The following is a 25,231-nucleotide window of genomic DNA, read 5'->3' as shown; positions in this document are numbered from 1 at the left end:
GGATAGGGAGGGCCAGATAAAGCCAGCCAACCTCGTCAAGAGCAGCCAGCACAATAGCTTGGAAAAACTCAGCGAGGGACTGATGCGCCATTCACTTAGGGGCCGCGTTTGCGCGACCAATAGCAGTAAAAACTCCACATTTATGGTACGAGGTTTCGGGACGTCTTTGGCGCTCGCCTGTCTAACGACCGGCGCTGCTGCTCAAGACAAGGACTTGATCATTCTGCCGACCGTGGATGTCGAAACAACCGAGGCACCAGCGCCGGCTCGCAAGCCAGCCAAGCCTGCACAGCAACGCGCCGCAAAGCCGTCCATTTGCACGCCAGCCTTGGCCGGGACCCCGGTCTGTGCCGCGCAGGAGGCCGCCGAGCAGGAGCAGCGCCAAGCGCAGGCGCGCGCTGAAGCAGACGCGCGGGCAGCGGCCTTAGCTGCGGCGGGCGGCGACAGCTATGCGGATCCGGATGCCCCGTTCAAGGCGAACAACCTCGCCAATAGCAGAATGCCGGGACCGTTAAAGGATAACCCGCGCACGGTCACGGCGATCACTCAGGATGTGATCGAGACCACCGGCACCACCAGCGTGCGCGAGATTGCCCGCACAACGCCCGGCATTTCGCTTGGCTTCGGGGAAGGCGGCAATTCCTTCGGCGACAATATTTATATCCGTGGTTTCAAGGCCAATAACGATGTCTATGTCGATGGAATCCGCACACCCGGCACCGGTATTTCCGATACGTTCAACACCGAACAGGTTGAAATCGCGAAAGGGCCAGCCGGCACTGTAGGCGGGCGTGGCACGACAGGTGGTGCTTTGGATATCGTCACCAAAAGCCCGCAAGATGTGGATTTTACGCGATCGATAACGACGTTTTCGGACGCCGCGACGCTGCGCCAAACCATCGACATGAACAGGGTGATGAGCGACCGCGTTCAGCTGCGCTTTAACGCCCTGCTTCAGGACGGCGAAGTGGCGGGTCGCGACCATATTAAGGACGACCGTCAAGGTGCGGCTTTGGCGGCACGGTTCAAGGCAACGGACGCGCTGACTCTTGAGGCCGATATCAACTATACCAAGATCGACCAGACCCCGGACTGGGGCGTGCCCTATGTTAACCTTGATAACCCGGATCTTGGCGTGAAAGGCCCGGTGACTGAATATGGCATAGATCGCAAAACGTTCTACGGGGTGCCGGGCCGGGATTTCCAGACTGCCAAAGAAACCGTTGGTACCTTGCGAGGGATCTACGAATTCGACAATGGTATGACACTGACCAATACGTTTCGGGCGGGGCGATCCGAGAACGATTATGTGCTGACCGCGCCGAGCAGGTTGATCGACAACGATTCCAGCGATCCGGCAGATTGGCAAGTTGGCCTCAGCTTCAAGAGTTGGAGTCAAAAGACCGATGTTATTGCGGACGTTCTGGAACTTTCGGGTGATGCCGAATTTGGCGGCCTGACGCATCAGTTCGTCGTCGGACTTGCCGCGTCGCGAGAGAAGATCGAAAAATACAACTATTCCAATTTGATCAGCGAAGATTATCTGCCGCCAGCCGGTCAAAGGGGATGTACGGTTTCTGCGATCAATCCTGATCCTATTGGGGCAGGGTGCTGGAGCGGCGAGGCTCCGGTGCGCGGTGACGTCGCCACAACCACCGAAGTCAAAACCACGTCGCTTTACTTGCTGGATACGGTCGAACTCTCGCCGACATGGACCGTGAATGGCGGCGTCCGTCTCGATTTCTATGACATCGCTCGCTCGGGGGGGAGCGGGGATGACGCCTATTCATTGTCCCGCGACGATCTGCTGTTCAACTGGAACCTCGGCACGACCTATGCCGTCAATGATCAACTCAACCTCTATGCGGCGGTGGCCACTTCGTCCAACCCGATGGGGCAGGAGATCGAAGCGGGCGGTGGGTTCTATGGCGGTCTGGATACCAATGGGGTGAACCTGAAACCGGAAAAGAACACCTCGGTCGAGGCTGGTCTGAAATACGAGCTGAACCCCCATCTTCTGCTGACCGCAGCCTTGTATCAGACCACCAAGGACAATGCGCGGGAAGACATTGGACGAGGTTCAGACGCGGTCACTTATGACAGTTTGAAATATCGCATCCGTGGTCTGGAACTGGGTGTTGCGGGCAACGTGACTGACCGGCTCAGCCTGTTTGGTGGCGCCAACTTTATGAACAGTAAAATTCTGGAAAGCCAGGATAGCGAGGCGATCGGCCTTTCACTGGCGAACATCGCCCATGAACAGTTCAATATTCTCGCCACATATCAGGTCACCGATAAGCTGATGTTGGGCGGGCGGATCAACTATCAGAGCGGGATGGATCTGGGCAGCACCTATGCGAACGGCAAGACATTGCCATCGGCATGGACCGTTGATCTGCTGGGCGAATATGAAGTTGCCGAGAACACTTTGCTCAAAGTGGGCATCACGAATGTGGCGGACAAGATCGTTTATGATGCTGGCTATCGCTCGGATACGCCATTCACATATGTGGCGCCCGGTCGCGAGGTTTCCGTCGCGCTGGATGTAAAGTTCTGATTTTTTCACCTGGCATGGGCTTCCTTCGGGGCGCTCATGCCATAACCAAGGCGTTGTTATGCTTATCACTATTCCCGCCGTCCTGAGCAAAGATGAGGTTCGACAGTTTCGCACGCATCTGGATGCGGCAGACTGGGAAGACGGATCAAAGACGGCTGGCGTGCAATCCGCAGAGGTCAAGCAGAACCAACAATTGCCGCCAACATCCGATCTCGCCCAGAAACTGGGTCAGTTCATCTTGCAAAAACTGACCGCAGAACCGCTGTTCATCTCGGCTGCTCTGCCCAGCCGGATCTTGCCGCCGATGTTCAACAAATATGAAACGGCGCAAACCTTCGGGACCCATATCGACAACGCGATCCGGGTCAATCCGCTGACCCAAGAACGTCTGCGCACCGATCTGTCGATGACGCTGTTTCTAAGCGAGCCCGAGGAATATGACGGTGGCGAACTGCTGGTTGAGGATCACTACGGCACCCAGACCGTCAAGCTGCCGGCGGGGGATATGATCCTCTATCCCGCGACCAGCCTGCACGAGGTTACGCCGGTCATGAACGGTGCGCGGGTCTCGTCGTTTTTCTGGCTGCAGAGCATGATCAGGTCAGATGCACATCGCAGCATCCTGTTCGATCTGGATCAGACCATCCAGTCGCTCGGTGCCACAATCGGTGCGAACGCAGCCGAGACTGTCAGACTGACAGGAATTTACCACAACCTGATCCGGACATGGGCAGAGACCTGAGATATGAGATATACATTATTTTTTGCGGCAGCATTTGCGAGCATTGTTACCGCGAGCCCGGCAACTGCGCTGGACCTTGACCCGCTGATGACCTTGTTTGACGCGGCGGCGCAGAATCAGATGTCGCCCTTGGGCATGTTCATGGCGGCCGATTGGGTCGTCAAGTCTGTCATGCTGTCATTGATGTTCGCCTCTGCACTGGTCTGGGTCATTTTTGCGGCCAAGCTGATGATCCTGCGCTGGGAGCGTACAACACTGCGGCGCCGCTATCGTGAGCTGAACAAGCTGGGCGCATTGAAGGCCGCAGAATCGCGTTTTGCCACCCGTGGTGGGATTCTCGGACAGATGGTTCGTGCCGCACAGCGCGAACGTGCCAGATCCGGAGCCGGAGCAGGGATGAAATCAGGCATCAAGGAACGGGTCGGCTCTGAAATCTTTCGATTAGAGGCAGGGGCTGCAAGGCGCATGAGCCTTGGGGCAGGGGTGCTGGCGATTGTCGGGTCTACAGCGCCTTTTGTCGGGCTGTTCGGCACTGTCTGGGGTATCATGAACAGCTTTATCGCGATCGCGGATAGCAATACGACCAATCTGGCAGTCGTGGCACCGGGTATTGCCGAAGCCCTGTTGGCAACCGCCATCGGTCTGGTTGCAGCGATTCCAGCGGTGATCTTTTATAACACTTTGGTGCGCGGCATCGGCGGTTATAAAATCATGCTGTCCGACGCAGGCGCGCTGGTGGAACGCATGCTGTCCCGTGACCTCGACCTAGCCGCACAGTCTGAGCACGCCGCACATGAGCCACATGCTTATGAAATGTTCCACGCCCCGGCTGCGGAGTAAAGGCAATGGCCTCTCGGTTACGCAGAGATGACGATAACGATCTGATTGAAAACAGCGAAATCAATGTCACGCCGTTCATCGACGTTATGCTGGTGTTGCTGATCATTTTCATGATCGCGGCTCCACTTTCGACTGTGGATATCCCGGTCGAACTGCCGGTGGCCGTCGCCGATGCGCCGCAGCGCGCGGATGATCCGGTATTTATCACCATCGCTGACGATCTGAGCCTTTCTGTCGGTGAAACCGAAACGGATTTCGACAGGCTATATATCGACGTTGGTATTGCCACGCGTCAGAAGCGTGACACCCGCATTTATATTCGCGCCGATAAATCCGTACCTTACGGTGAATTCATCCGGGTGATGAATATCCTTAGAGCCGATGGATTTCTCAAGGTCGGTTTGGTCGGATTGGATGAAGCCGTAATTGAGCAAGCAGAAGGCGGCAGCCCGCCGGCGGTGGATCACTGATGAGCTTGACATATAATGCGCGCAGATCCGGCTTTGGGTTCTGGTTGGTCGCAATCATGTTCAGTGCCGGTCTGCATCTCGGATTTCCAGCGCAGATCATGAGCCAAGCGCCACACCCAGAGGATGAAGAGCCCAGAACAGAGGGGATTACCGGCGCAATAATGTTCGATCTGTCCGATGTGATCGCCGCCCCCTCGGCGCTGGCAGAAGAAAGCGTCGCGCAGGAAGAAAGCGAGCAAACACCGACAGTCACGGAAAGCCCGGAAGCCGTCAAAGCGGCACAGGAATCCGAGCAGCCGATCCTGAGTCAGATCCCTTATGATGTCGACGATGACAGTCTCAAATTTGGTGTCGCGGCCCCAGAGCCAGAGGCCCAAACCGAAGAGATCGCAACGGAAATCGCGACCGAGCACGATCCGGAGCAGATCGAGGCGGATAGTCAGGTTGGCGCGGAAGACAGCGCCGCGTCCGAGCAGTCGGTCGCTGGCGTTCACGCTGAAACCGAAGCCGACACTGCGGAAGCCTCCAGCGAGGGCCTGACAGCGGAACAGACCGCCGAAATACGTGAATGGCAAAAGAGCATCGTGCTGATGATCAGTCGGGCCAAGACCTATCCAAGCCAAGCCCGTCGTGACCGGATCGAAGGCGAGGTGCAGGTCCGGTTCACCCTTGATCGCTATGGGGCCGTCATTTCTGCAGAAATCGCCGATTCATCTGGTTGGCCCGTGCTTGACCGCGCGGCCCTGGAGACGGTCGCAAGCATCGACAAGATGCCCACTCCGCCAAATTACCTCGAGGGGGATGAGTTCACGTTGCTGATCCCGCTGCGTTACCGCTTCAGGTGAACCACATCTTGGGTGATGTCACCGATTGTGGCGCAACCGGACAACAGCATGGCGACTTCCAGTTCATCGCGCAAAAGTCGCAGCACATGGCTGACCCCCAATGATCCTGCTATCGCAAGGCCGCAGACAATTGGTCGCCCGACAAGTACAGCCTTGGCACCTAGGGCCAGTGCAACCAGAATATCAACCCCGCGCCGAATGCCTCCATCCATTAATACAGGATAGTCCGGCCCGACCTTTTTCACGATGGCGGGCAACATCTCAAGTGTCGCCGGTGCCCCATCCAGCACGCGCCCGCCATGGTTGGACACAATAATCCCCGCGGCACCTATGCCCACAGCCCGCGCCGCGTCATCGGGGTGCAGGATGCCTTTCAGCAGAACAGGCGCTGATATGGTCCCGATCAGCCACGCGATATCGTCCCAGCTTGGCAGGGAGTGCGCGATCCGGTCGAAAATAAGGGATTCGCCTTCCTTCAGGGCTGCAAATCGCGGTTGACCAAACGGTGCCAAATTGATTGCTCCTATGTCCGGCGGCAATTTGAACTCGGCCTCGATCTCTCGATCCCGCACCCCTTGCACAGGCGCATCGATCGTTAACACAAACGTGCGAAACCCTGCCGCCAAGGCGGTCTGGGCAAGGGCAAGCGTGGCCTCTCTGCTTCCCATCCAGACCAGTTGAAACCAATCGCAGCTGTCAGATGCAGAGCGAACCGCCTTCATATCGACGCTACTTTGCGCGCTCAGGATCATCTTGACCGACTGAGCCTCGGCACCTTGGGCGGTTGCAATCTCTCCTGAACTGTCCAGCAGACAATGATAGGCAAAGGGTGCGACCAGGACCGGACACGCCAGCTTTTGCCCCAAGAGCGAGGTTGCAGTTGATCCGCCGGTCAAGGCCTGCAACACGCGTGGTATGATCTGCGCCTCTCGGAATGCCTCTTCATTTCTGCGCAAGGTTCGCTCGTCCCCCGCTCCGCCAAGAAAATACGCCCGCATTTCCATGCTCGTGGTTTCCCGAGCAGTTTCATAATAGGTGTTCAGGGTTTTCGGAAGCTGAGGCATTTCGGGCATTCTGTATGTTACTTTTCGGCAGGGATGGTAGGCTATGCATGGATCAATCTAAATCCATGACGGCTCAAGTGCACCTTGATTTTCAACCATTTCTCCGCGCGCGTCGCGCTTGCAGCCGCATGAGGCGTACGTAATATATTCAGCCAATATCGACTTGGTGGTGTCCAAGGCCTGCGGCGCACCGAGGGGCTTTGCCAACGACCATGATAACGCCATTGCATTCTGCGACCTTAAAGTCGGTTAGATCTTCCAAGAAGACCCTCCAGGCGCTGTCATGATGGCGGCCAGCGGATGCCCATGGCGCGTGTACCAGTGCGCTTGGGACGCGAATGCATCTGCGTTCACTGCGAGCCATTTCTCGTGCTGAGCTTCGGCGACGGCTTTGATCAGCGCCGCTTCGGCCACAGCGGAGACGTCGACCCCAAGAGCTTTTGCACCGCCAAGCGCCGCGGCATCAAGCGCCAAGGCGTTCTTTCGCTTGGTCGCGAGCATCATATGATCACCCGCCACTATAGTGCCGTAAAAATATACGGCCTATCGGAGAGGTGCAAATCTCATCGCGCAGGAGTCACGGATCGGCACCCAGCCGGAGAGCGAATTATACCACGCCCCGGGGGGCACTACCCGCCGCCAGCCGCCCTCGCGACAGAAAAAGATTGCCAAGGGCAAGCAGCGTGAAGAGATGGGCCCGGTTCTTAGCAAGCCCCCGATAGCGGGTCTATCGCCACATTTAGGGCCAAACATTTGGCATCAGCTTGACCTTGGTGCAGGTGGTCGGTAGCGAGATCGTTCAGTTAACTATTGATTTGGGTGCATCCCGTTGGAACAGCCGAATTTTATGTGGCATGAGCTTGTGATAACCAATGCCTCGTTTCTGGTTTGCTTTGCAATGGTCATTGCGGCCCGCCACTGGCCCCGTTTGGCGGGCCGGCCGGCCGACATGTCAGCAGTCCAGTCGGCCCACACCCGAATGACACCGCGAACCGGCGGCGTAAGCATTCTGGCGGCCCTTCTTGCGGTGCTTTACTTCGCTCCGAGAGAGGTGAAAACAACCTACGCCTGCATCTTGTTTTCGTCCTGTTTCGTCTTCGTCGCCGGCTTGCTTGAAGATTTAGGATTTGGCGTCAGTCCTCGCAATCGGCTGCTGGCAGCCATCTTCTCCAGTCTTGCAGTCATCGGTGTTGGAAAAATTTGGTTGCCTCAGCTGGGTATTCCGCCACTCGATCACCTGGCATCTTTATGGCTGGTTGGTGTCCCGTTGACCTTGCTGGTGACTGCGGGGCTTGCGAATGGGTTTAACCTGATTGACGGCGTGAATGGTTTAGCTGGCTTCACTGCCATAACCGCAGTCGTGTCGATGAGCTTTATCGCGCGGTCCGCAGGGCTTGGAAATCTTGCTGATCTTGCCTTGATGTTCGCGGCAGGAATATTCGGTTTCTGGATCGTTAACTACCCATCTGGCGTTATCTTTTTGGGCGATGCTGGCGCCTATATACTCGGCTTCTTGTTGGGTTGGTTGGGCATTGTCATCTTGGTCCAGGCGCCGGCAGCGACGCCTTGGGCCCTATTGCTAACAGTGTTTTGGCCGGTTGCAGATACAGTGCTTGCCATCTATCGGCGCCGCAGTCGCAAGCAGGCCAAGATGCAACCGGATCGGCTTCATGTACACCAGTTGATGATGCGTGCCCTGGAGCTACTTTGGCTGGGGCGCGAGCGGCGAAATATCTCGAATCCGTTGACCACCCTTGCTCTGGCTCCGAAAATAGTGGCACCAGCTGCCGTTGGTGTGCTGCTTTGGAACCAGCCGCTATATGCTTTCATCGCGATGGTTCTGTTCTCTGCCTTGTTCGTCTCCAGCTATTTTATGGCGTTTCCGGCGCTGCGGAAATTGCTACCGCGCATGGAAAGGCGCCGGGAGAGGCGGCAAGTGATCGAGGCAGGAAGAAATGTGTAGGGCCGGACAGGCAATTCAAAGGGATTCCTTGTTTGGAGCGAACTGTACCTTTATTCGGACCCGGACGAACACCGATGGGATTGCAGAGCATATGACAGATAATCGGGCGGAGCGAAGCTGCGGAGCCTTTCGTGGCCTGAGAACCCTCCGTTCTGTGGCCATGGCTCTGGGTATGGTGATCGGACTTTCGGCCTGCGATGTGGCCCAAAGTGTTTTCCCGGTGCGCGCTAACGAGGCTGCTGCAGAGATCGAAGAACTGGAAACCTCGGTGGAGGTCGTCCGGCTGACAGCGCAAAACATTGCAACTTATGACCGGCCCCGGCACCCCCGCGGCGGGCATACGACGCTCAAGTCGCAAGGGGGCTGGACCTACCGAGTGGGCACGGGCGATGTGCTCGACATTGTCGTTTGGGACCATCCCGAGCTGACGATGCCGGCCGGGGACCGGCGCACACCAGAGGAATCCGGCCTCAAGGTGAAAGCGGATGGAACTTTCTTCTATCCCTTCGTCGGCCAGATGCCCGCGAAAGGCCTGACACCGGATGCGATCCGGAAGAACCTGACGCGCGCCCTTTCAGAATTCATCCCCGATCCGCAAATCGAAGTCCGCGTGGTCGGGTATAATTCACAATCGGTATCGGTCACGGGCAAGGTGAATGCGCCAAGCCGCTTGCCGCTGAGCGATATCCCGATGACATTGCTGGAAGCGATCGATGCCGCAGGGGGGCTGACAGAGGAAGCAGATCCGGGTGCCGTGACCGTGCGCCGTGGCGGAACCATGTATGCTGTCGATCTTGAGGCCTTTTTGGAGCACGGATCAAGTGGCAACAATCCACTTATGGTGCATGGCGATGTCGTAAACGTTCCCGAACGGGAGGTTGCCGAGGCCTATCTGCTCGGACAACTTGTAACGCCTGCGACCGTTGATCTGAGTAAAGACGATGTAACATTGACGCAGGCCCTGACCCGTGTGGGGGGACTGGACAAAAATAAATCCGATGCTCGGGGCATCTTTGTGTTCCGGGAAACGCCCGATCGGATTGTTGTTCATCAGCTTGATGCCTCCAATCCCGTGGCCTTCCTTCTGGGTACACGTTTCACCTTGCAACCAAGGGATGTGGTTTACGTGACGACGGCACCGCTGACGCGCTGGAACCGCGTGATCACCAACCTGTTGCCGTCGATCATCGGGGTAAAGAACGCCGCGAGCGTCGGAAATTAAGCGTTTCATGATAAAGTCAATTCTTGTGGTCTGTGTGGGAAATATCTGCCGTTCGCCGGTTGGCGAACGCAGCTTGAAATCGCGTCTGCCTGATATGAAACTGCAGTCAGCCGGTATTGGCGCGCTCGTTGGTCACCCTGCGGACGAGGTTGCCGCCGGTATTGCTGCACAGGGCGGTGTCTCATTGGTTGGGCATGTGGCACAGCAATTTACTGTGGAAATGGCCAATGCGCATGATCTGATCCTGGTGATGGAGACAGGTCATCGTAACGAGATAGTCCGCAAGGCCCCGCATTTGTCCGGCAAGATCATGCTATTTGACCATTGGAGCGGCGGCGCGGGAATAGCCGACCCGTTTCGCAAGGCGCCAGGTTTCCATCAAGAGGTTTTTGAGCAAATCATCCGCGCTGCAGAGGCTTGGGCCGAGAGACTGAACGGAAACGCACAATGAGCACAGAAACACATATCGCCAATGACGACGAAATCGACCTCATGGCGCTGTTGGAAGTTGTCTGGAATGGCAAGCTTTGGATTGGGCTTGTCACGGCGTTTGCCCTCGCGCTGGGCGCTTTCGCCATCCTGATTGCAACACCGGTCTACAAGGCGGACGGTCTGTTGCAACTGGAAGAAAAGAGCAGCGGTCTTGGGCTGCCTTCAGAAATGCTGGGTCAATTGTCGACGGTCTCGCCAAGCACCACGGAGATCGAAATTCTTCGATCGCGGCTGGTTCTGGGGCAGGTGGTCGACGATTTGGCGCTGGATGTCATCGCGAGCCCCCGGCGGATGCCGATTTTGGGCGATGCGCTCCACCGTCTGGGTATCCCGGAACCGGGCTGGGATAGTCTGGCACCCTATGCTTGGGGCGGTGAGGAAATTCAGATCGGCGAACTGGTCGTTCCCGATTATTGGATTGATCTGCCGCTGATTGTCACGATGCAAGAGGGCGACACCTATCAGATTGAACTGCCGGATGGGCGCCGCCTGCGCGGCGAGATCCGCCAGCGTCTTGTGGACCATGCGCTTGGTCTGGCGCTGCGAATAGATGCTCTGAGTGGCGCACCGGGGCGGCAGTTCGAAGTGATCAAGAAGCCGAAACTTTCCGTCATTAGAAACCTGCGCGAGCGGTTTTCCGTGACCGAGACCGCGCGCGATTCTTCGATTCTGCGGATCGAGCTGAACGATACCGACCGTTCGCATGCGGTCCGTGTGCTTGATGCGATTGCCCAAAGCTATGTCGCGCAGAACGTGTCGCGCAGCTCGGCCGAGGCACAGCGCAGTCTGGAGTTCATCACCGACCAGATGCCCAAGGCTGAACAGGCGGTTGTGGAAGCTCAGGATGAATTGAACAGCTACCGTCAACAGCAGCGATCCGTGGATTTGACCTATGAGACGGGCGCGTTGCTGGAGCGCGTGACACAAATTGAGCAGAAGCTGAACGCGCTGGTTATCGAAGAAGAGCAGCTGAAAGAGCGGTACACCGTTAACCATCCGACTTATCAGGCGCTTTTGACCAATCGCGCGAAACTGGAGGAGCAGCTTGACGACTTACGCGTCGAAGCGGGCGGCCTTCCGGAAACCCAAAAGGAAATTTTCAACCTTACCCGCAATCTCGAGGTCGCCCAGCAGGTTTATGTGCAATTGCTGAATCGCGTGCAGGAGCTTCAGGTGCTGCGGGCGTCCAGCATCGGCTCGGTCCGGATCATCGATACGGCGCAGGTTAGCCCGCAGCCAGTCTCGCCGCGACGCGGACGTATTCTGGCGCTCAGCGCGCTTCTGGGTTTGATGCTGGGCACCGGACTTGTCCTTGGGCGACATCTTTTGCGCCGGGGCGTGCGCGGTGGAGAGGAGCTTGAGCAAATCGGACTTCCGGTTTTCGCGACGGTCAATTTTTCTGAAGAAGCCGTCAATCACAGAAAGACCCGGGGCGATCTGGCGATCATGGCGCTGGAGCGGCCCGATGATCTGGTGATCGAGGCGTTGCGCTCGCTGCGCACGTCGCTGCATTTCGGCATGCTTGATGCCAAGACCAAATCCGTTTTGCTCACCTCCAGCGCACCCGGCACCGGCAAGAGTTTCACGGCGGTCAACCTCGGGGTGGTTGCGGCGCAGGCCGGCCAGAAGGTTTGCGTTATTGATGCGGATCTGCGCCGGGGATATTTGCGCCGGTATTTCGGGGTTGAAAAGAACCGGGCGGGCCTTGCAGAATTGTTGTCAGGCGCGCGCAACCTTGCGGATGTGCTTGTTCCCGGCCCAGTGGAAAACCTTTCGTTTATTGCGTCTGGCCGGTTCCCGCCGAACCCGTCAGAGCTTTTGATGCGGTCTGATTTTGCGGAGCTTATCGAGCGATTGGATGCCGATTTTGATCTGATCATCATTGATAGCCCGCCAGCCCTTGCGGTCACTGACCCGGTGGTGATGAGCCGTGTCGCTGGCGCGTCGATCATCGTGGTGCGCCATATGGAAACTGCGATTGGCGAGGTCGAGGCGGTGCGCCGCATGTTCGAGACCGCTGGCAGCAAAATCAGCGGTGCGGTGCTGAACGGCTATGACCCGTCTGTGGTGGGCAGTCGCGATGCGCATTATGCCTATAACTACCGATATAGCTATGCCGCGCGGGAGGACTGACGAAATAGGGCATCAGCAAGCCAAGGGAACTTACGGCTTGTCAGCCCTCTTGCGGTGATATCGCATTCCAGAAGCGACTGCGGATTGCACAAGCCCTGCCACGAGCAGACCCAGCCCAACGACCAGAGGTGGCAGCGGGATTTCGGAGCAGTGCTTAGCTCCGGCGACTAACCAAAAATCGACCCCATGACGATACGCAACAAGCAATGACAAGCCCGTCGCAGGGCGTGAATGGGCGGATATTGTTCAAAGGCAAGGGTAGGGCGCGATGACACGTTATCGGGCCTTTGCGCACGAGGCTTGATGGAGCGTAAGTCATAATAGTGGTAATAACAATCGCTTGCGTCACTCCTTATACGAGGCTTCAGCCAATACGGGCATTTGGCTTTGTTTCCGGAAAGGTTAGCTTCTAAAGCGCAGCCAGGCTTTTCGGGCGGTGCGGCGCGCGGCAGATCTGCGTTCAGACCCAGCCGCTTGTGTAACTTCGAAAGATGGGTGCGTTCGGCCTTACCGTCGACCATATCGAGTTTCGCACCGATGGCACGCTGCGAGTTCTGATCCGGCGCAACAAGGCCGACCCGGCAGGTTTTGGGCGGCTAACAGCCCCGAATGCCAGCTGTTTCAAACCGAAACCCGTCACCAGCCTGGCGGGCGGCGCACAGACCACGTGCCGTACTGGAAGACCATGTCCTGCCCCTCGAAGGTGACCACTTTCGGGCGCTTCTGCGCGTCGAAGGTGACCGGCACCGGGTGGCCCTCCATCGAGAAGACGATCGAGCTGCACCCGCTGGCGCCGTCTGGGCAGGGCGCGCGCTTGCGCTCGGGCGTGCCGCCGCCGGGAGCAAGCGTGCCCTTGAGGTTCGCCCAGCCGAACCGCTTGGCGAATATCTTTGGCATCTGCGACATGAAATCGCCTTCGTCGTCATGCGCGCCCGGGAATTCCATGCGCAGCGCGGCATTGTTCTGCTTCATGCCGCCGAGGATCATCGCCTTGGCCTGCGGCGGCACGTTCATCCAGCCACCGCCCTGCCACATGGCGAGGTTCGAAGCGCTGATATACATCGCTTCGCCAGTGGGGGTGTTGAACTCCGTGTAGCTGCCGTCGGCGACATAGGTCATGACCGCCGGCCCCATCGTCAGGCGCACCATGCAATCGTTGGCAGCGACGTCGAAGGTTCCGATATCCACCCGCGTTTTCGACGGCGCCTTCGGGGCAAGCCCGGTTTCGCGCCGGGTAACAGGACTGTCGATCTCGACCTTCACGTCGATCTTGCCGGGCCTGGCGGGGGTGATCGTGCGGCCCTCCGCGCTGCCGTTGTCGACCTTGAGCCGCCAGTTGTCGGCGCCGCCCTCGGGCAGGCCGGTGATCGTCATCTCGGACGGCTTTCCAGCCTGGAAACAGGTGGGCGGATCGAAGCTCACCGGGCGCGTCTCCACCTTCAGAACGAAACCGTTATCCGCAGTGCTGTCAGGCGCGGGCGTATTCGCCACGCGGAAAAAACCCAGTTCCTCGGGCGGATCGTTGCCGTCGAGCAGGAAGGAATCGCGCAGCTTCTCCTGCGCCAGCCGGTGTTCGCGGATCAGCGTCAGGCTGCCCGGATCGTCGGCCTCGGTGACCTCGAGCGTTGCCAGCAGGATGTTCTCGGACGGGGGCGTGTCCGGGGTCGGCGTCACCTTGAGCGACAGCAGCATCGGATGCGCGGCGAATGCGGTCGCCTTGCCGTCAAATCGGTCCTCGTGGGTGAAGGTCGTCGAGGTCACCTCGACCGCGTGTTTCGCGATATCACCGTAGTAAAAATACTTGCCGGTGCGGTCCTGTTGCGCGGTGTCGTCCTCGACGTTATTAAAGCGCGCGACATAGTCCGGAAAGACCTTGTCAAAGGTGGCGTCGCCCACCAGTGCCGTGTCGTAAAAGAGTGTCATGCCGTTTCCGTTGCGCAGGTCGGCATGGTTGGCAGCCTTGATGAACCTGTCCTGCGCCAGATAGGCCACGCCGTCCTGGCTGCCGATCTTCTCTCCCAATGAGATCGCATAGTCCCACTTGCCATAGCCCGGATCGTCGTTCCCGTCCCAGAACTCGCGGTCGAGAACCATCGAGTATTTCGGCTCGTAAACCCGGTTCTGCCCGGTCCGCTTGCGCACCCAGGCCGAGCCGATGGCGGTCGCCACCATCTCGTTGAGCCAATGCGCGCCCTCGTCGTCGCGCGAGGCTTGAAGCGTGTGCACATATTCGTGCACCAGCGTGCCGCCATCGGCGAGGCCGTCGACATATTCCACGGGCAGGATCACCCGGCCCTTGTCGAGCAGGCTAAGCGCACGGCAGGCGTACGCCATCCCGGCGCAGCGGCGCTCGTGCGTGGCGGTGTCGAATTGCAGGCGCAGTGCCTTCTTGCCATCTGTGCCCGGATCCAGGTTCGCGTTCGCCACGTCAAAGCCCATGCCCTCGAGCCAGTTGCGCGCCTTCTGCAGTTCCTCCAGACCACGCTGGGCGGCGGCGCGCTGCGGTTTCGTGACCTTTTCGTTTGCGTTGCACGGCTGGTTGGTAAAGCAGATGATCTGGAAATCGGTGGTCTCCGCCACGATCGCATCGGCGATGTTGGCCCGCTGCGCCGCGACAGGAAGGGACAGGCCGCCAATGCCGATCAGGCAACCGAGAACAAAAGACAAAGCGCGCATGACGTAACCCCCGGAACAAAAACACTTCTCCGCCGGTCAAAGCAAATATGCGCATGGTTCGTCAAGGGCCGGGTGCCGTTCGGGTCCGCTCAGAGGCTCGCGTCGAGCGCGCCCACCACCGCGTCGCCCATATCGGCGGTCAAGATCGGCGTGCCGCCCTCGGGGCGAGGCGCGCAATGTGCTCGATGAGCATGCGACGGATATCGCGCATGTCCTCAACCCGTAACGAGTATTTTCACTGCCCAATAATCTCGACCCGGCGATTTTTAGCTTTGCCTTGCTCGGCTGCATTATCGGCGATCGGCTCTTCCCTCGGTGGTGATGGTTGCGTCCGTCAAGCTGTCTTGCGCGTCTAGATAGTGTCCACCGCATCCACTCAGATCACAGGCGACGCCAGCGTGCGTGCTGCTGGCGTCGCGACTTTTGCTTGAATGCGCCGAGAGCTTAAAATGAAGCCTGCAGACCAAGCGTCGCACCAATTGTTGGTTGACTGCCTTGGGTCGCCAAGCTTAGCCCCCCTGTCACCATTGAGGTGGAGGAGAGCGCATAATCTACGTCGATGGTGGTCCGCGCCCAGGTAGATTTCCGTTTCTCTCCGGCAAGATTGAATGCGTAGAGGTCAATCACCCCACCATTGACTGCGCCCAGCCCGTTCTCGAATTGATGAACCCCTTCGATACCAATGCGCAAGTTTAGCAAGTCTGATGGCTTGAGTGTAAAGGCCGAGCCAATGCGCAGATCGCGCGTGGTCGCTGTGGCTGCATCGTAGCGTACTGGAAACGCTCCGCCGGTTTCAGTATAGGCGTCTACCCTCGTCTTAGTCAGCGTCAAAGCAGCATAGGGAGACATCGAAACGCTTCCGATCATCGTTGCGTTGATCCAGTCAACTCTTGCCCTGAGCGCAGCTGTGCTCAAATCTGGGCTGCCGCTGGAAATATCGGTTCCTGCCCCGCTGGCGTAGGCACGGTTCAGCCTTGAGTCAAACGCCGCATAATAGCCCAGCAGGCTGGCGTGGATCGCGCTGCCGCCTGCAAGCTCAAAGGCGTGATCAACCTCGGCGAGGATATAATTGCCATCGAACGTGGCATTGCCCCCCAGATCCAAATTCTGGCGGGTTTTGGTGGCGCCCATGGCAATACCAACGCGGTAATTGCCGATGTCACGCCCAACCCCGATTTCGGCCAGGGTCGTGGTCGCATCAATGTAGTCGTTTTTGGCGCCATCTGCCGTGCTCCAGCCGAACCAGCCGGTGGGGGTGGTTTGAACCCCGATATCCAGCAGTGTACGGTGGTGCGCGCCGTTGAGTACCAGGCCAGTGGCCTCCAACGCAGAACTCACGGCAGCACTTCCGGTCTGGATGATGCTACGGTTGAACGCGGCCGTGTCGGGCAAGAACCCGGTTTGGGTGGTTGGGGTGGTTTCGCGCACCAGCCAGACGGTATCTTTACCCTCAAACTTGCCGTCGCCTACAATCACTTTGCCATCGGCACTGACGCCACTAGCCTTAGTCAACACATAGTCTAGCGGAACCGTATCGCCCTGTTCGACCACCCAGTCAGCGACACTTTTCATACCACTGCCGTCAGTCCAGCGGAACGCATGGATTCCTGAATTGTTAACTATGTAGCTCTGGCCCACCACGACAGCGCCGTCAGCCGAGACAGCGTTTGCAATGCTCCAAGTACCCCCCAGCGTGCCGAGACTGGTCATCTCGTCGTCAGCCAAGGTCCAGCGGAACGCACGGGTTCCTGAATTGGCTGTCTGGCTCTCGCCTACCACGACAGCGCCGTCAGCCGAGACACCGCGTGCCCTGCTCCAAGTGCCGCCCAGCGTGCCGAGACTGGCCATCTTGCCGTCAGCCAAGGTCCAGCGGAACGCACGGGTTCCTGAATTGGCTGTCTGGCTCCATCCCACCACGACAGCGCCGTCAGCCGAGACAGCGGTTGCAGTGCTATTAGTGCCACCCAGCGTTTGGAGATTCCTCCAATTACCGTCAGCCCAGCGGAACGCACGGTAATCGGAGTTCCCTCTTTCGAATTCACTGTGTCCCACCACGACAGTGCCGTCAGCCGAGACAGCGAATGCAGCGCTATTACGGCCCCCCAGCGTGCCGAGATCGGTCATTTCGCCGTCAGCCCAGCGGAACGCAAGGGTGAAACCGCTTTCGTGGTTACTCTCGCCCACCACGACAGCGCCGTCAGCCGAGACAGCGTATGCAGCGCTATAACTGCCCCCCAGCGTGCCGAGATCGGTCATCTTGCCGTCGGCCCAGCGGAACGCACGGGCGGAACCGCTTTCGAGTTTACTCCATCCCACCACGACAGCGCCGTCAGCCGATACAGCCTGTGCATAGCTAGAGCCACCCAGCGTGCCGAGATCTTGAAACGCGTCTTGCGCCCACCCTGGACTGCCCAGCAGCACGACAACAGGCAGTATTGCCGACGTGGTTCGAAAGAAAGGGTGTGTAAGTTTTATAGGCACTATGCTCATTCCTAACTGGCTACCTGAAGGTGAAACCGAGTTGCATTCCGATGCACTGGCCTAGGACGACAGAGACACGTAGCTGCCTAAAAGGGGTGGACTTAAAATCAATAAAATTTTGAATTTAATTAACTTTTTATCATTTTGGTGAGTTTGGAGTGTCAAATGCGCAACGATCCATAAAGGGCACAGACCGTGTGAAAGCCTGAACAGGATTCCCAGTCTGATATGGTCGTGGTCTTCTTGGTCAGGCTTCTGGATCGACTTTGTTCAGCCTTGTTGCTGCGGTCCGTGGGGCACGCGCTGGTGTGCGGCGATCAGGGGTTGTCGTGTGAGGCGATCCGCCGCTAGCCGACAGGCTCAAAAACACCGGAAAGATGTCGAACACCAAAAAGCCGCGGTGGTATTCCAACCGGCCACCGGGAACAGCCTGCGGGATGATATCGCGGACCGCCCCACGACCATCCTTCGGTTTCGTAACCTGCGCCACCGGTTTCAGTTTCGAACAGGGCGCTTGCCGAAAATCAGCATGCCATTGCGAATGCGCCATTTTTTTGTGAGCAGCCTTTTAAGAGCAAGGGCGCTCGGAAAGCGCCGCGGGCCGGTCAGAGATCACTTTCGGGCACTTCACCAGTCTCTGAGGGGCGCTCGCAAGCACTAAACCCCTTTGAAACAAAAAGAAAAAGGCCCGCAAAGGGGCCATGTCTCGGGTTCGCGATTGTTTTCTGGCGGAGGGGATGGGGCTGATATCCAACCTTCTCTAGGCCCAATGGCTCTGTTTCTTGAGCGGAAGATCCTTGAGCATCAAGGGCATTCACCTGTCAGGGAAAACTCCGTGCGGTTGCTCGCCACACCTACATGGCCTCGGGCAGTAACCTGTTCACCTGATGCCTGGTAAAGCCAGCCATCTTGGACTGTTCCCACCGCCTTGATCACCTTGCCATTACTCAGGGTCATCTCTGCAGACAGTATCGTTTCATCTATCCGTGACAAGATAACGTCCACCCGATCTCCCGGCATAGTCTCGAAATCCATCTCCAGATGCAATAAACTCCCGTCGTCTTCTGTTTCGCATCGAAGGATGCGTGCGGCGACCGTTCTCATCTCGCCCAGCTGCAACGTGATCTCGCCAACCCCAACGGCGGCGGATACGGGATTGTGGTCATCGTTCTCGGAAACCTCAGAGTAATCAGCCTGGGCCGAATGGCGTGCTGCTTCCGATCCAACAGCCGAAGAAGACTGTGGGCTAAAGGCAAAGGAAAGCGCATCTGCCAGAGATCTGCCATCTTCCGCACGCAGCGTTTCGGCCACGGTGACCGTATAGGTGACGTCATCGGCAAGCGCTTGCGGGGCAATGAGCAAGACCATGCCAGACGGATCGAGAGCGATTTCCGCTGGCACGGCCTCGCCATCGGCTTCGAGTGCGATGGCGCCTAATGTGCTGTCATCCAGTGGAACATTGAAAGCGATGTTGGCGCTGGCAGCTGTCTCGGCCTCCGCCCAGACCGCCAGCGGCACCAGCGGCACATCGATCTGCACCGGAAGCTGGGTGACGCGTTCGGTAACGCCATCATGAGCGATAAACTCGAAAGCAGGGTTTTCCCCCGGCCTCAGGGTCGCTGGATCTGGCGTGAAATATGGCTCGCTCAGCAGGACAGCAAGCGTGGTCCAGTCCCGCCCATTGGCGGTGAAGCGCACGGAATAGGTCAGTTCCCCGGATGAGGCGTCACCCCACTTGAGAGTTTCGCCGGCGCGATATGTCTTATCCGGCAGATGGGAGCGCACAGCCGGTGGTGCCAAAGCCGGATGGCCCCTGCGCTCGGTCAGCACCTCGCTTTCACGAAGCAGAACGATCCGCGCCGGCTCGCCCGAGACCGGAACCGTTACCGCGAACGGCCAGGGGCGCTCTGCAGACGAACCCGGCCCCAATGAGGTGCGGGCGATGATCCGACCAGCGGCGTCTTCAACCTGCAATTCATAGGGGCCATCGCCCGATAGCGGCGGGCGCGATCGTGGCACGCCGATGGCGGGCATAAGCGTTGCCTCATCTCCATCGATCATGCCCGAGAGCATGATCCAGCGGGCTGCCGGCAGAGCCGGGTCGGCATCATTCCGAATGGCGGGCCCTTCCAATGGCTCCGACACTTGTGCCAGTCGAACCCGAGAAACCAGCGGGGCCTCGGCCCGTCGCCCGCGCGTGTAGCGCAGCATTTCCGGCATGCGTTCGATCAGCCAGTTATACTGGTTCGGATCGATCCAGTAGTCAACATGCGGCTCGTGAATACATGGGAACATCAGGTTCAAGAGCGGTTTACGAGTCTGCGCATTGCCATGCTCGCTCGACTTCTGCCAGCCGTTTTCTCCGTCAAGTGCGATGCGCATCCCGTCGATTCCCGGCGCAACGGTTTTGTATCCAGACTGGCAAATCTCGTGCCTGTGCTGGGCGCTCTCGGCAAAGGGTGTATGTGGCAGGCCAAAAACATGGCCGAATTCATGCGCAACCAGCGGATAAAGCAGGATGCCGGGGAACATCCGATCGTCAGGAGTCGCAGTGCTCATGATGATCGTGTTCTGACCTGCCCGGTCACCATGCAGACTGTCGATCGGATGCGGGTCGGGCTTCCCAAACCAAAAGGGTTCGTCACCCCGGCGATGCAGGGACTCGGGCTGCTCGAACGGTGTGCGAGCAATGCCAGAACCCCCAAGACTCGGCGGGTGATATGAAACCAGGATATCCGCATCCGAATGGGCTGCGACATGCTCGTGAAACAGGCGAACCAGAGCGTTCCAATTGTTGAGATCGGCGGCTTGGCTTGCTGGATTATCCCAGAAATGGAAGCCGTCTTCGCATGCGACCCATTCTACTCCGGGAATCGAGCACATCGTATCTTGCAGATTGTAAGTGCCCTTGAAACGCCCTCTAACTCTTGCAACCGGCAAGATCTGGTTGGCGAACACCTGATCTTGTCGGGCCGCCTGTACAATCTGCCGGGATTGTTCGATGTCAATATTGTCGCGCCATTCAGAATGCGCGGCGATGTAATAATCGAAGGTCAGCAGGTCGACAGATTGGGTCGCGTAATCCAGCGTTTGTTCAATGATTGCGGGAGCGATCTCGAAATCCGCGGGATAATGATTATCGGGGGTGATCTCGGCCCTGAAATATCGCGGATTGTTCTGCTCCGACGGGGTCCAGCCAAACAGATTCAGTGTGTGCTCTCCCAGCCGGCGGTCCTCATCGGTGAACTGGTCGGGCCGTTCGATTCGTCGCTGAAGCTCGGGGAATACCGTTTTGTCCCGGTCATCGAGCACCGCCGCCTGAACCGGATAGTCGAGAACCTGCCATTCGGGATGGATGTCCTCAAGCTCTTCCCATTCGATCTCGATACGCGCAGCGGCGGGCTTGCCATAGACCAGCGGCGCATTGCGGCTAACCTGATAAATCCCGAAACGCAGATCGTCCGGGGCAACCATGGTCGAGATTGAGAAGGTATAATCCGCCTCCAGAACCTGCCGCTGGCTTCCCCGCAGGCCGGTCTCGCCGCCGGCAACCGAAATTTCGTAGATCGTGCCCGAGCGAAGCGGTTCGCGCGGCATGATACGTAGCGACCTGCCGTCTTCAACGCCGTGTTCGTCTTCGAGTGCGAGTTCGAGATCGACAAAGATGAACCCGTCTTTCGGATCCCGCGTGGTCATGGTGACCGTGCTGGAATCAAGACTGCTCTGTGCAACCGCGTCGCTGAATTCGATGAAGAAATCCGCCCCCTCAAGGATCACGTTTTCGCGCCCATGCCTCGGCGTGGTATCGATCACCTCAAAGACTTCCGGCTCCTTGCAGAGCGTCGAGTCGAACGCGGCCTGTGTCTCCGGGCCGATCTCAAGCGTGAATTCCACGTCCAGATGAATGTGATCAAGATAGGTTTCGCGTTGGCGCTCATAGTCGAACGTGTGGCTGCGAACGGGCGCGACGAGTGAAGCGAACGGGCCGGTCAGCTTCAAGGTAAAGCCGTCATCGCTCCAGCGGGTCAGAAGGCTGACCGGACGGTCCAGTTCAGCTCCATACCACCCGCCGACCCCGACTTCGAAATCGTTGCGGCGGGTGTCGGCCAGATGATTGATAAAACGCACCGAGGCAAATCCCTCCGGTGCATTCTGCAGCTCGACCGGATCAACAGCTTTTAGGTCCCCATCGTCCGGGCCACAGGGGATGTTTCCAATAGCGATCTCGGAATAATCCAGCCCGTTACGATGACGATGGTCATGAAGGACAACGGCAAAAGTGTTGCGTCCCTCATAGCCGCGCTGCACGAAAACCGCCTGTCCGGCCATCTGCCCATCACCCTGCGATATCGAACTGCCACTGATGGTGCCATGCCATGCGCCGACCAGTTCGCCGCGGGTCTGAACGTCGTAGGCATCCTCGTAGGGGGCGTTGGAATCGGTTATCTGCGCCTCGCCTTGCGGGACGACTGCAAAGTTCTGCAACACAAACGCGCAAATGAGCACATAGATCTGTCCGATTCTTGGCATTTCTTCCCCTCATTCCAGTCGGCTAGATTACGCCGCTCGGCGTGGTCTCTGGTCCGGCGGACCGATGACGTCGCGCCCAAAGATACTTCTCCGCCTTAATCGGCTTTTCGCAAAGCGGTGTCGAACCTTCCGTCAACCACCAGACAATCGTTCAGGTCAGAATCTGAAAACATGCCCTCCTTGCGGCAAACGACAGCCGAGAAACTCCCCCGGGCAGCGGGGTTCTCGTTTTCCAGAGAAAGAGTGTCAAAGACTATCTCGGGAGCCGTCCCGCTGTCTTCGCTGAGATAGAAGGGACTTCTCATTCCCTCTGGCCACCATGAAACCGACGCATCCATGATAGATACCGGAGTCTCGCTTCCCATCAGGGACACTTCGATCCCCAGTACGTTGTGCATGATGTTTTCGGCTTTTGGATCGTGAGCCTGGATCGAAATCGAAGTCATTGGGCCGAAAGACCGGAGCTCGGCGGTTGATGTCCCCTCGGATGCCACGTCGAGTGTTTCGCCGGAATAAGACATTCCATCGATCGTGGCATCGACTGCCCCCACCGGCGTTGTATCGGTTTGAGCCAGTGCAGCTTGCCCCACACAGAGAGTAAGTCCGATTGCGGTGAGGATAGGCGTTTGAAACAATTTCATTTAGCAATCCCTTGATCGTGCGTGCTCATGGCCATGATATGCCGCCAAAACCGATGTGCAAGATTGCCAGAGGTGTGTCGCGTCAGAAGTTTCGACATCAACATCGCCCAATCCCCCGCCTCGAAATATGATCTGGTCAGGGTCAAATTCCCGTTTCGATGACAACGCGGCAGCGCCCCCTACGTTAGAATAGGGCCGTTGGGACAGCCGGCCTTTATTGCGAACCATCTGGGAGGTGCAGCCATCGTGCCATCACTTGGATCGGTCGTGCAGAGGCCTGCGCCGATAATGATGCCTGCATTCTTTTTCTGTGGATCGTCAGCCCGAACGTAAGCGTTCGCTGACTGGCACCGGCTGCTTAGTTTGACGGCACAAAGTTCCACGGCAGTAGGTCGTCGCTGCAGCTTTGGGGATGACCGTTGGCAATCGCCGCCAGCATTGTTTTGAGGTAGCCCGGATTGTCGTTCTCCGCCCAGAACTCGCGGTCGAGAACCATTGAGTATTTCGGCTCATAAACCTCGTCCTGCCCGGTCCGCTTGCGCACCCAGGCCGAGCCGATGGCGGTCGCCACCATCTCGTTGAGCCAATGCGCGCCCTCGTCGTCGCGCGAGGCCTGAAGCGTGTGCACATATTCGTGCACCAGCGTGCCCCCATCGGCGAGGCCGTCGACATATTCCACGGGCAGGATCACCCGGCCCTTATCGAGCAGGCTATCCTTGTTCATCTTCACTGTCCTACGCTTGTCGTAGAGGGCTTCACGCCGCTCTGTATCCGTTCAGGCCTCAGGCGAAGACGACGGCTGATCACACTCTAAAACGGTCCCTCACGACCAAGCCCGTGACGATCCAGCCGCCGCCAGCGCGCGCCATAAATGGCGTGGCGCGCGCTGGCTCTCTTGTCACACAAGAGCCGGGATCAGCTTAAGACAAGCCAGGGCAATCTTAGGCGTTGGGAGAGAGCGCTGGATATGGCCCTCGCAGGCCGGACCATTCACGTCGAGATCTGCGACCAGGCCAGCGCGGGTCATACGGGCGCGGCCGTCTCCGAGTTTGGCAAATTGAAACCGACGGGCGCATAGCTTACATCAGGTGCTTTGCTGCGCGCTTGGAAGGTTATACGTATGAGTTCCTCGGTGATGGACGGGAGCGCGGCCACAGGGTCTCAATCCGATCCGACCAAAGACCCGGTAAGATGGCGCATCCTTTTCGTGCTTCTGATCACGATTTTCATGACGCTGATCGGCGTCAGCATCGTCAACGTGGCCTTACCGTCGATCCGACAAGGCCTTGGGGCGACGCAATCTGATCTGCAATGGGTGTTGTCAGGCTATGCGCTGACCTTTGGTGTGGTCCTCGTGGCCGCGGGCCGGGCCGGTGATATCATGGGCCGCGGCGGGTTGTTTCTTATCGGGGTGAGCCTCTTTACCGCGGCCTCGGTCGCGGCGGGCCTGGCCCCTGATGCCAGATGGCTGAACACCGCGCGGTTCGTGCAGGGCATCGGCTCAGGGCTGCTCAACCCGCAGGGCCTGGGGATGATCCAGCACTATTTTCGGGGCGATGCGCGCGGCCGCGCTTTTGGCTATTTCGGCACCACTGTCGGCTTTTCCGTGGCCATCGGCCCGGTCTTGGGCGGCTTGCTGATCGAACTTGGCGGACCCGAATTGGGGTGGCGGCTAACGTTTCTCGTGAATGTTCCGATCGGTCTCATCGTCATCATATTGGGGCTGCTGTGGTTTCCGCGCCCTTTGATCCTCCGCCTCCCCCGCACGGGCAGCGGTTTGCGCTCGCTCGATCCGGTTGGGGCGGGGCTTTTGGGATTGGCGGTGTTCGCCTTTCTGTTTCCTTTCGTTGAGGGAAGCGGCAGCGCGGGCGTCTGGCTGCTGCTGCCGATCAGCCTCCTATTGGTCTGGCTCTGGGTCAGATGGGAGCGGCGCTATAGCCGTCTGGGTCTCAGCCCGATGGTTGATCTCAAGATCTTTTCAACGCGCAGCTACACCAATGGTATCACGATCATGGCGCTTTATTTCCTGGGGATAACCAGTGTGTGGGTTCTGGTCGCGCTCTATGTGCAGGAGGGGGATGGCAAGACCGCGCTGCAATCCGCGACCTTCGGAATTCCCGCAGCCTTGCTCTCGGCCTATGCCGCCCATTGGGCCGGGAAGCGGGTCGCACGGCTTGGCCGCAAACTGGTCATAAGCGGTTTGCTGCTGGCACTTTTCGGCCTCGCTCTGAGTATCATCGTCGTGATCCTGCACGAAACGGACCATCTGAGCATCTGGTGGCTGATGGTTTCGCTGTCATTCATCGGCCTGGCGCAAGGAACGGTGATCAGCCCGAACCAGACTCTGACCCTGGCAGATGTGCCTCTGGACTATGCCGGCAGTTCGGGGGCGATCATGCAGACCGGCCAGCGGATCGGCACCGCTGTCGGAATTGCGATCATCACCGCCGCGACCTTTTACGTGCTTGCGGTGGCGTCCTGGGCAATGGCGATGGCTGTCGGGTTTGGCCTGATCGCACTTGTGGTTCTTCTCGCGCTCTTCGTTGCGCTCAAGGATCTGCGGGACCGCGCGTAA

General features: G+C 58.4%; 17 protein-coding genes. 10 read left to right on the top strand and 7 right to left on the bottom strand.

Translation table 11 applies throughout. The features are described from left to right. The first annotated feature begins 142 nt into the window (after positions 1-142). Genes JAO82_RS12885 through JAO82_RS12865 form a run of 5 tightly spaced genes read left to right on the top strand, consistent with a single transcriptional unit; the run spans position 143 to position 5,454 of the window. Positions 143-2,557: a TonB-dependent receptor gene (locus JAO82_RS12885; protein WP_198686799.1), complete on the top strand. Its 2,415-nt coding sequence runs from the start codon at positions 143-145 to the stop codon at positions 2,555-2,557. A gap of 58 nt (positions 2,558-2,615) precedes the next feature. Further along, positions 2,616-3,299, top strand: a complete 684-nt coding sequence (locus tag JAO82_RS12880) for a Fe2+-dependent dioxygenase (RefSeq protein ID WP_198686798.1) — start codon at positions 2,616-2,618, stop codon at positions 3,297-3,299. A 3-nt stretch (positions 3,300-3,302) separates the two neighbouring features. Next, a complete protein-coding gene (gene exbB / locus JAO82_RS12875) occupies positions 3,303-4,139 on the top strand; it encodes a tonB-system energizer ExbB (protein ID WP_198686797.1) in 837 nt (278 codons plus the stop codon). A 5-nt stretch (positions 4,140-4,144) separates the two neighbouring features. Then, the gene (locus JAO82_RS12870) at positions 4,145-4,609 is read left to right on the top strand and encodes a biopolymer transporter ExbD (RefSeq protein WP_198686796.1); all 465 of its coding nucleotides are present in this window, start codon (positions 4,145-4,147) and stop codon (positions 4,607-4,609) included. Beyond that, positions 4,609-5,454 carry an energy transducer TonB gene (locus tag JAO82_RS12865; protein WP_198686795.1) on the top strand — a complete coding sequence of 282 codons (846 nt, stop codon included), beginning with the start codon at positions 4,609-4,611 and terminating at the stop codon, positions 5,452-5,454. Before JAO82_RS12870 ends, JAO82_RS12865 begins: the two co-directional genes overlap by 1 nt. On the opposite strand, the gene JAO82_RS12860 is transcribed toward JAO82_RS12865, so the two are convergent. Both JAO82_RS12860 and JAO82_RS12855 read right to left on the bottom strand, forming a co-directional pair. Continuing rightward, positions 5,439-6,527: an alpha-hydroxy acid oxidase gene (locus tag JAO82_RS12860; RefSeq protein ID WP_232897391.1), complete on the bottom strand. Its 1,089-nt coding sequence runs from the start codon at positions 6,525-6,527 to the stop codon at positions 5,439-5,441. The two genes, JAO82_RS12865 and JAO82_RS12860, sit on opposite strands and share 16 nt — an antisense overlap. Positions 6,528-6,767: 240 nt before the next feature. Next, positions 6,768-7,022, bottom strand: a complete 255-nt coding sequence (locus JAO82_RS12855; protein WP_198686794.1) for a type II toxin-antitoxin system CcdA family antitoxin — start codon at positions 7,020-7,022, stop codon at positions 6,768-6,770. A gap of 325 nt (positions 7,023-7,347) precedes the next feature. On the opposite strand from JAO82_RS12855, the gene JAO82_RS12845 reads away from it, so the two are divergent. From JAO82_RS12845 to JAO82_RS12830, 4 genes are all read left to right on the top strand, one after another. After that, complete coding sequence (locus JAO82_RS12845; protein ID WP_198686793.1) at positions 7,348-8,481, top strand: glycosyltransferase family 4 protein; 1,134 nt, start codon at positions 7,348-7,350, stop codon at positions 8,479-8,481. Positions 8,482-8,641: 160 nt separating this feature from the next. Further along, a complete protein-coding gene (locus JAO82_RS12840) occupies positions 8,642-9,703 on the top strand; it encodes a polysaccharide biosynthesis/export family protein (RefSeq protein WP_198686792.1) in 1,062 nt (353 codons plus the stop codon). 7 nt (positions 9,704-9,710) lie between these two features. Then, a complete protein-coding gene (locus tag JAO82_RS12835) occupies positions 9,711-10,154 on the top strand; it encodes an arsenate reductase/protein-tyrosine-phosphatase family protein (RefSeq protein ID WP_198686791.1) in 444 nt (147 codons plus the stop codon). Next, on the top strand, positions 10,151-12,328 hold the full coding sequence (locus JAO82_RS12830) for a polysaccharide biosynthesis tyrosine autokinase (RefSeq protein ID WP_198686790.1): 2,178 nt from the start codon (positions 10,151-10,153) through the stop codon (positions 12,326-12,328). Before JAO82_RS12835 ends, JAO82_RS12830 begins: the two co-directional genes overlap by 4 nt. A 636-nt stretch (positions 12,329-12,964) precedes the next feature. Here the strand turns inward: JAO82_RS12830 and JAO82_RS12825 are convergent. The 5 genes from JAO82_RS12825 to JAO82_RS12805 form a co-directional block, all read right to left on the bottom strand. Then, complete coding sequence (locus tag JAO82_RS12825) at positions 12,965-15,004, bottom strand: hypothetical protein (RefSeq protein WP_198686789.1); 2,040 nt, start codon at positions 15,002-15,004, stop codon at positions 12,965-12,967. Positions 15,005-15,448: 444 nt separating this feature from the next. Continuing rightward, the gene (locus tag JAO82_RS12820; protein WP_198686788.1) at positions 15,449-17,425 is read right to left on the bottom strand and encodes an autotransporter domain-containing protein; all 1,977 of its coding nucleotides are present in this window, start codon (positions 17,423-17,425) and stop codon (positions 15,449-15,451) included. An 864-nt stretch (positions 17,426-18,289) separates the two neighbouring features. Continuing rightward, on the bottom strand, positions 18,290-22,015 hold the full coding sequence (locus JAO82_RS12815; protein WP_198686787.1) for an Ig-like domain-containing protein: 3,726 nt from the start codon (positions 22,013-22,015) through the stop codon (positions 18,290-18,292). A gap of 95 nt (positions 22,016-22,110) precedes the next feature. Further along, positions 22,111-22,656, bottom strand: coding sequence for a hypothetical protein (locus tag JAO82_RS12810; protein ID WP_198686786.1), 546 nt, complete (start codon positions 22,654-22,656; stop codon positions 22,111-22,113). A 358-nt stretch (positions 22,657-23,014) separates the two neighbouring features. Then, positions 23,015-23,380, bottom strand: a complete 366-nt coding sequence (locus JAO82_RS12805) for a hypothetical protein (protein WP_198686822.1) — start codon at positions 23,378-23,380, stop codon at positions 23,015-23,017. 396 nt (positions 23,381-23,776) lie between these two features. On the opposite strand from JAO82_RS12805, the gene JAO82_RS12800 reads away from it, so the two are divergent. Further along, complete coding sequence (locus JAO82_RS12800) at positions 23,777-25,231, top strand: MFS transporter (protein WP_198686785.1); 1,455 nt, start codon at positions 23,777-23,779, stop codon at positions 25,229-25,231.

Origin of the sequence: Pontibaca salina (genome assembly GCF_016307205.1) — a bacterium.
Classification (GTDB): Bacteria; Pseudomonadota; Alphaproteobacteria; order Rhodobacterales; family Rhodobacteraceae; genus Pontibaca; species Pontibaca salina.
Note: the sequence above shows the minus strand (reverse complement) of the source record. Positions and strands in the feature narration are given on the sequence as shown.